Genomic DNA, 7625 nt, shown 5'->3' with positions numbered 1-7625 from the left:
AGGGTCTCTTTTGCATAAAAACTTTATTTTCTGTCAGTTAAAATATAAAAAGTCTTCGTACATAACGAGTTATATGTGATTCCCACCAGAAGAAATGCAGTCTCTGGGATCGTACTTTCCCTAATAGAAAAACCCCATGGAAGTGAAATTGCTGCCCATGTCGATGTAAATCTATGCTTGAAGGCCCATTAACCGAAGCAAGCTCAATCTCAGAACCATTATCTAAGCTGCATAGCAGCCTAGATAAACGCACAATACAAAAAAATTCCAATACCAATTACATTTTCAAGGTCTCTCTTAAAAGCTTTAAACTGTGTTTTATGACTTTATATCTGTAATGCATAATCAGGAAAAAACATCACTCCGTATTATGAGATCTACTACGAAACTGCTGTCTTGTCCTCAGAAAATAAATATAACCCCCTACCCATATCATAGCCAGGCTGTACCAGGTGATCGCGTACTCTAAATGATCATTTCTGACTTTCAGCATCTTATTAGGCTGTAGTCCATCTAGCAGTGATGTATTATCACCCCATACTATACAACCCTCCAGACGAACCCCTATGTGCTCAGACATACTTTTGATGTCATACCAAAACCAAAGGTTTTTATCGGCATTATTCGCAGCAACCCACTTTGTTTTACTACTCAATCTGCAGTACAAAGTGCCGCTGACCTGTTCGTGCATTGAAGCATCCTTTACATCAATTTTTGCATACTCCGACAATGTGCCTCGATTGATTAACACATGTCTTCCGTCGGTTAGCTCCATAGGCTGCAAAAAATAATATCCCGCCCGGCCAGCAAAAACCCTGAAATACGTAGTTTTAAAAGTTCCTTGTATCTGAATGCGCTTATAGTTATGAGACTGCAAATCACTCCCTTCAGGTAAGGGAACAATAGCACAGCTCATATTATGAATTATATGCAATTTCTCTCGTAAACGTAAGATCTGCCATGTGCCCAATGTAAGCAATATCACACACGGAAACACGCAACCAAAAATTTTAAAAATTATCGAGCCAAATAGCACTGTTCTACCCTATATTGAGAATGCTATCGTATGCCAAAAGACTCGAAAGTGCACAACGTTACAATGTAAAATTATTCTTAGGGTTTCTGCAATGCGTTATAGATGTGCAAGTGACGACATAGTAAAATTGTGATTGCTGAGTCATTCCTTGTATCTATAAATGCCAAATTAAGGTAATCATGGGGGCCAGTCTTTATTGTATGCACATTTTTCCATATTGCTCTGTGTGCCCGTGAAAGGGATTAATACTTTTTGAGCTTTTGCGGACTACAATTCGTGTGATTTACAAAAGTATTGTTTTGGTGTTTGCTATGGGTGAAGTAAATTTTGGTATATGCAGCTGGATGTTTTGCTCGTTACTTCGCCGCATAAGCCGCACCGCCGTTAGTATTGTTTTGTCGGGTATTTTTATATACACCAATGCATATGCCTCTACGGCAGAAGAAGATCCTAGGAGTTCTTTCATTAAAGACATAGAGGGTATGAAGAAAACTCCGTACACCCGTCAGGATTTTCAAGATTTCATTACAAAATGTGATGCCAAGGGGATTGCACCTAATTTCTCTAAGGAATTTGGAAACAATTTTTACGGGGCGGATTTTAGTGAATTGGATATGAGAGGATCGATCTTTGAAGACGTGAATCTCATGCAGGCTAACTTTAGGCACAGTAACATTTCAAACACAGTCTTCACCAACTCGGATATGCGTGGCACGGATTTTTCTAATACGGACCTCAATAAATCACGCTTTGAAAATGTGGATTTGAAGTTTGCCAATTTAGCGCTAGCTGATTTGAGTGGAGTTAAGATTACATCTTCAGATATAGGATACTCTTCATTCATAGGCTCTGATATGCAAATGGCCTCTATGGATAAGGTAACGGGGTATGGTGCGACCTTTTCCAATGCGGAGCTTACGTTGGTTTCTATAACGGAGTCCACACTACGCAAAGCAAACTTTCAGGATGCAGAAGCGTCTAACGTTGTAATTCAAAATAGTGACTTAACAGAGGTGAGCTTTTTTGGTGCCAATTTACGGAGTGCAAGAATACAGCAGTCCTTACTGAAGCACTCTATGATGTACGCTGTTAACCTGGATTTTGCAGATTTAACAGGAAGTGATCTCAGCTTTTCCAACCTTGAGATAGCTAACATCCGTTCTGCAAGCTTATATAAAGCCAATCTCCAGAATGTTAATATGTATTCTGCTGATGTTTATTACACTGATCTACGTGATGCAGATCTCAGCAGGGCTACGTTGGAAAACACGTCTTTGGTCGGTGTCAACCTCAAAGATGCGATATTGCAACATAGTGTTCTAAACGGTGCTTTTATAGAAGAATCTATACTACAATCCTCAGATCTTCGTGGAGTATCTTTAGATTCAGGACGTGTTTCTCACAGCGAAATAAACTTAGCCATACTCAACAATGCGGTCATTCGAAATTCTAGCATAACGAAATCAAATATGCGTTCTGCATCACTACATGGTGCAATGTTAGAGGGTGTTACCGTGTCAGAGGTGGATTTTACTAGTGCTTCTATGAAAGGGGCTAAGGCGTCAAAATCGGTTTACAGCGGTATTATAGCTCGAAATACCAGATGGGGACATGCGCAGCTCAATGACCTTATCATATACAATAGCAATTTTGATAAGGCTAGGTTCTACAACAGTAATTTGAACAAGGTGAATTTCTTTCACAGTGACATGGCTGGCATTCTTTTCTCAAAGTCAGCATTTATAGGGTCAAGTATACACGGCAACAAGATGAGTTCGTCTAAGTTCCGGGATTGTACGTTCAAGAATACTCTTGTAGTCGATAATGGAATTAGTTCGCCTGTCGGGGCTATAGGTTCAATAGATGCTTTAGAACAGTTATTTTCAAGTGAGACAGTTTTTGACGTGAACTATTCCTACTTTGACTTTAGTGGCATGATTTTACACGACATAGACTTTTCGAACGCTGTATTAGCCGGAGTCAAATTCAATGATGCACACTTGTCAAAAGTGAATTTTACGGGTGCGAATCTTTCTTTTACCGACTTTACTGATGCAAGATTGGAGGACGTAAATTTTGCTAATGCAAATCTTCTTGGAGCAAATATTTCAAGACAAGAAGCTTTTGAAGAGAAGGATGAAGTCCTTGGAGAACGTGACAGTCTTCTTCCTAGGTGATGGGCAAATCATACTAAGGTTAATTTTGTGCGTCGCACTGTGGAAGTAAGTATTGCACTTCGAAATTCGGAGTTAGATGCAAACGCCTATGAAGCTCATGCCTTCTCCGAGTCCATAAGTGTATATATAGGTTAAATGGTTCTGTAGAATGATATATTTCCCAAAATCTCGTCCTCTCTATGCCAAGAGAGTTAATGCATTAAGTGTATGTGAGCTGAAAGATGGGAAGAGTGAGTGCTTAGCGTATGCATCAAACGATCCGTCTTTGACCATTGAATACCCTAAGTAACGAGGCAAAATTAGTGCTGCATCACTCACGAAACGAACTATGATCAGTGATTCTCCATACTGAGCAGGTACGTACAGTGATTTTATACTCTTACCTAGTATAAAATCACTTGCTATCTAGGAATCTCCAGTGCGGACTTTATAAAGGTTATCTGTCCTTCGAGGGGCTGATCTGTGGCTAATGTGGATAGTTTTGAGTGCATTCCATTACAAGTGTGCGCTGTCTTTTAGTTTTCGGAGACGCTGGTAAGTATGCCAGTGACCTATGAATTGCTAGGTATAAATAAGAGTATACACAGTAACTCTTATTATTACAAAGCAAGACCAAGGGTATTAGAGATAGTGGTAGTAAGGAAGATGAAGCATATACAGTATATCTATTAGCTAAGGAGTTAGCTTTTATTTTGTAGTGTCTCACGTTTACAAATGAGTTTAATATGCGAGGAGACTAAGTAACTACGCTCCTCCGAATATCTAAAAGCAGTCTCTAGGTATGTTTTGTCTCGTAATCTTTGGATTTCATATCTGGTTTATGTATAGGGTTCTCTTATTAGATAAGGTAAGGACATTGTTCACTTTGCTAAGGCTGTTGAAATCTCTCACCCTATCATCGATGGTAAGGTTTGTAGTGGAAGTCATGCTGCATTGGTGTCGACGAAGGGGAAGACGTACACGGCGGTCATAGAGAGTGAGAAGAGCAACGAAGAAAAAACTGCGCAATGCAGTGGTTTAGGTGATAATTCTGCAGAAGCTAGTAGTAAGTTTCTAAGTAAGTTTGTAAGCCTAACAGGAGTAGGCGAAGGTAAAAACTGGCCTACAGGTAAGGCTGGTGCGACGAGCAATGGGCCAAAGATAGGTTCTCCTAATAGCAACGCCATAGCCGTAGCTAAAGACCTAGTAAAGAATCTCACCCCCGAAGAAAAAACCATAGTGGCTGGATTACTAGCTAAAACTATTGAAGGTGGTGAAGTTGTTGAGATTAGGGCGGTTTCTTCTACTTCAGTTATGGTTAATGCTTGTTATGATCTTCTTAGTGAAGGTTTAGGTGTTGTTCCTTATGCTTGTGTTGGTCTAGGTGGTAACTTCGTTGGCGTTGTTGATGGTCACATCACTCCTAAGCTTGCTTATAGGTTAAAGGCTGGCTTGAGTTATCAGCTTTCTCCTGAAATCTCCGCTCTCCTATAATCTACGAAGAAATGTAGTATTTAATAGTGTTATAACAGTGTATTGCAAAGATCTAAGCCCCTACATAGCAGCGGACGTATCTATACTCTCCGAATATAGGCCTTACACTTTTTCAACAATGTATTAGGTGTACGGAGATTCTAGCATCCACGAAGTGATAAACTGACGTCTTTTCCCCGGCACTAGCACTACTCACATAATAGAAGTAAATAGCTAATACAGCATATTCTCTCAAGGTAATGAAGACTCAGAGCCAAAATAAAAATGAGTCTAGTCACAATTAAAGAGCACTCGTTTCCTCGTATTCCAGTCACAACTTTAGTGAATAACATTGTGTAGACGCAGCCAATTTTTTATACTTTACGTGATGAGAGCCAAAATATGTGTGAACAGTATTATGACAGAGCGAAAGGCAGGATATAACCATCAGGACATTGAAGAGCAATGCCAAGAGTCTTGGACAAAATCGAAATCGTTTATATGGAAAGGCCGCAAAGATACAAGCTTCGTCATAGACACACCACCACCAACAGTTTCAGGAAGCCTACACATGGGACACGTATTTAGTTACTGCCAAGCAGACTTTATAGCCCGCTATAAACGACTGTCCGGTTATGACGTTCTATTCCCAATAGGTTTCGATGACAATGGGTTACCCACCGAACGCCTTATCGAGAAGGTGACAGGCGTCAAAGCGGCCCAGGTTGATCGAGGTGAGTTTATAAAGACATGCACTGCAGTTTCAAAAGAATACAGGTTGAACTACCGACAGTTATTTCAAACTTTGGGAATAAGTTTCGACTGGTCCCGTGAGTATCATACTGCCAGCAGCACCATCCAAAAGCTTTCGCAAGAGTCGTTTATAAGTTTATATAACAAAGGCGAAGCGTACCGTAAACAACAGCCGATATTGTGGGACGTTGTAGATCAGACAGCAATATCTAACGCTGAAATAGAAGATAGGGTCTTTCCTTCTATCATGCATACGGTTCGTTTACTAACGGAAAGCGGAGAAAGCATTCAAATATCCACCACCCGACCCGAACTCATGCCGGCATGCGTTGCAGTGTTATATAATCCTAGCGATAGTCGATACCAGCATCTATCAGGACAAAAAGCCATCGTTCCAATAGGTGGCAATAAGGTGAGAATCCTGCCAGATGATAAGGTAGCCCTCGAAAAGGGCACAGGCTTGGTTATGTGCTGTACATTCGGCGATGAAACCGATGTATATTGGTGGCAAAAGCATTCCCTCGAAACACGAATAATTATAGATAAAACCGGTTGCCTTACAGGTTTAGAGAAATTAGAAACCGAGAAATCTCTTATCTCGCCAACACAATTCAATGGTTTAAGAATAAAAGAGGCAAGGAAAGCTATATGTGATTCATTAGAAGCATGCGGTTTAATTTCATCCCAAGCCGATATAGTTCACAGTGTGAGATGCGCCGAGCGGTCCGGTTCACCTATCGAGATTTTGCCGGGCGAGCAGTGGTTTATCAAGCTTAAGGAATACAAGGCGGCATTTAAGAAACAAGCCGAACGAATTAAGTGGCATCCAGAACACATGCGAAAGCGGCTCTATACGTGGATTGAACACCTAAGTAGTGACTGGTGCATTTCCCGCCAAAGATTTTATGGTGTACCAGTACCAGTATGGTATTCAATGCGAAACGGTGAAGAGGGAAGGGTGATATTACCCAATATTCAAGATTTACCTGTAGATCCTAAAAAAGACTTACCTAAGGGCTACGGCAAAGACGAAGTGATACCAGATACTGATGTTATGGATACATGGGCGACGAGTTCACTAACTCCCATGTATCACACTATGATGTTAGAAGGTACATGTCATAACGGAAATATACCCACCGATCTTCGAACACAGAGCCATGAGATTATTCGATCCTGGGCATTTTACACCATAGCTATGTCTCACTTTCACCGAGCAGAGCTACCGTGGAAAAGTATAATGATAAGCGGATGGTGCGTTGCAGAAGATAAGACGAAAATGAGCAAATCTAAAAACAACGCAAAGGATCCAAGCGAATTACTAAAAACTTACGGAGCAGACGCAATTAGATACTGGGCCGCGAAAGCCCGAAGTGGTGCAGATACCGTGTTATCCGAAGAAGTCATTAAAACAGGTAAGAGGCTCGTTACAAAGCTATTTAACGCGCATAAATTTGTCCAGAACGTAGCCGGTACAAATAAACCAAGCTATGAGGAAATAACTATTCCCCTCGACCAATGGATAGTTACTGGCGTCAGTAAAGTTGTGGAAGTCAGTACAAAAGCATATGAAGCATGTGACTATACGACAGGTCAGAGTGCAGTAGAAGAGTTTTTTATAAATCAGTTCTGTGACAACTATATAGAGTTATCCAAACATCGAGCATATAACGAAAAAGACATGCAGGGTCATAAATCAGCTCTAAGCACTCTGCAGATCGTACTACAAACCACCATAGCACTCTTCTCACCCATCCTGCCGCATGTAACGCACTATATAAGTAGTAAGAGTGGGGTAGAAAGTCCAAGGTGGCCATCGTTTAAAGAAATACCGCGTTACGAAGCAATAGAACAAATGTGCGATGAAGCAATGAGAATAGTTCACGAGGTCAGACGTTATAAGTCAGAGAATTGTATAGCCATGAACTATCCTGTGAATCGACTTTATATATCACAAAAAGCACTAAAACAAGAAATTCACCCTCACATCTTAGAGGATATTAGAAACGCTTTGAAAATAGGAAAGATAACAATAGAACAGGAACAAATAGAAGACTTCATCATTACCGCACCGCACACCCCTCGGCAATGACATGAAGAGCCAAGGTAGTCTTTCCGGAGCTTTCAGGGCCAAAAATCTCAATGATTCTCCCCCTAGGAAGCCCCCCAACACCTAGAGCTGCGTCTAGCGCAATAGACCCAGTAGA

The 7625-nt window shown here is 40.8% G+C and carries 3 protein-coding genes and 2 pseudogenes; 3 read left to right on the top strand and 2 right to left on the bottom strand.

The features are described from left to right. Window positions 1-358: 358 nt before the first annotated feature. On the bottom strand, window positions 359-1036 hold the full coding sequence (locus KPX09_RS03545) for an SURF1 family protein (RefSeq protein WP_249549021.1): 678 nt from the start codon (window positions 1034-1036) through the stop codon (window positions 359-361). A 311-nt stretch (window positions 1037-1347) separates the two neighbouring features. Here KPX09_RS03545 and KPX09_RS03540 point away from each other — a divergent pair, with 311 nt between their 5' ends. The 3 genes and pseudogenes from KPX09_RS03540 (at window position 1348) to KPX09_RS03525 (ending at window position 7510) form a co-directional block, all read left to right on the top strand. Further along, a complete protein-coding gene (locus KPX09_RS03540; protein WP_249549020.1) occupies window positions 1348-3213 on the top strand; it encodes a pentapeptide repeat-containing protein in 1866 nt (621 codons plus the stop codon). 846 nt (window positions 3214-4059) lie between these two features. Then, a pseudogene (locus tag KPX09_RS05605) lies at window positions 4060-4686 on the top strand (P44/Msp2 family outer membrane protein); the annotation flags it as partial. Between the two features lie 367 nt (window positions 4687-5053). Further along, the gene (locus KPX09_RS03525; protein WP_249549018.1) at window positions 5054-7510 is read left to right on the top strand and encodes a valine--tRNA ligase; all 2457 of its coding nucleotides are present in this window, start codon (window positions 5054-5056) and stop codon (window positions 7508-7510) included. Here the strand turns inward: KPX09_RS03525 and KPX09_RS03520 are convergent. Beyond that, window positions 7500-7625, bottom strand: a pseudogene (locus KPX09_RS03520) (DNA recombination/repair protein RecA); the annotation flags it as partial. The gene KPX09_RS03525 and the pseudogene KPX09_RS03520 sit on opposite strands and share 11 nt — an antisense overlap.

This window comes from Anaplasma phagocytophilum, assembly GCF_023476575.1.
In the GTDB taxonomy this organism is placed as follows: Bacteria; Pseudomonadota; Alphaproteobacteria; order Rickettsiales; family Anaplasmataceae; genus Anaplasma; species Anaplasma phagocytophilum_A.
The sequence above is the reverse complement of the archived record's forward strand: the minus strand, read 5'-3'. Positions and strand labels throughout refer to the sequence as shown.

What these genes read in the sequence shown, in the direction of transcription:
- KPX09_RS03540 (WP_249549020.1), top strand. Translation starts at nt 1,348, where the DNA reads ATGGGTGAAGTAAATTTTGGTATATGCAGCTGGATGTTTTGCTCGTTA.
- KPX09_RS03525 (WP_249549018.1), top strand. Translation starts at nt 5,054, where the DNA reads ATGAGAGCCAAAATATGTGTGAACAGTATTATGACAGAGCGAAAGGCA.